Origin of the sequence: Clostridium sp. ZBS2 (assembly GCF_023845855.1) — a bacterium.
GTDB lineage: Bacteria > Bacillota > Clostridia > Clostridiales > Clostridiaceae > Clostridium > Clostridium aquiflavi.
This window is the reverse complement of the sequence record NZ_JAMQIF010000172.1, coordinates 1-251: the sequence shown is the minus strand read 5'-3', so window position 1 is coordinate 251 and position 251 is coordinate 1. Positions and strand designations below refer to the sequence as shown.

General features: G+C 62.9%; 1 pseudogene. It reads left to right on the top strand.

Features of this window, described 5'->3' with window-relative positions:
* Positions 1 to 52: 52 nt before the first annotated feature.
* Positions 53 to 251: pseudogene (locus tag NG918_RS16835) on the top strand (hypothetical protein); the annotation flags it as partial.

Genomic DNA, 251 nt, shown 5'->3' with positions numbered 1-251 from the left:
GATCCCGAAAGTGGCGGGGGGTGGAGAAGGGTAAGTGGCGGAGGGGGCCCGGATGCTAGAAAAAAATCTGCTGATGCTTGAATCGGTCGCCAGTTTCGCCTGGTTTATTCGCTGGTTTGGTCGCGTCGGCCCCGGCAAACCGAGCGCGGCCGTCGCCGATGCCGCACCGCTGCCAGGGTCACTGCGCCTGGTGCTGATTGTACTGACTGTGATGTCGCTGATTTCCAGCGCACTCGCCTCGCCCTGGGTCC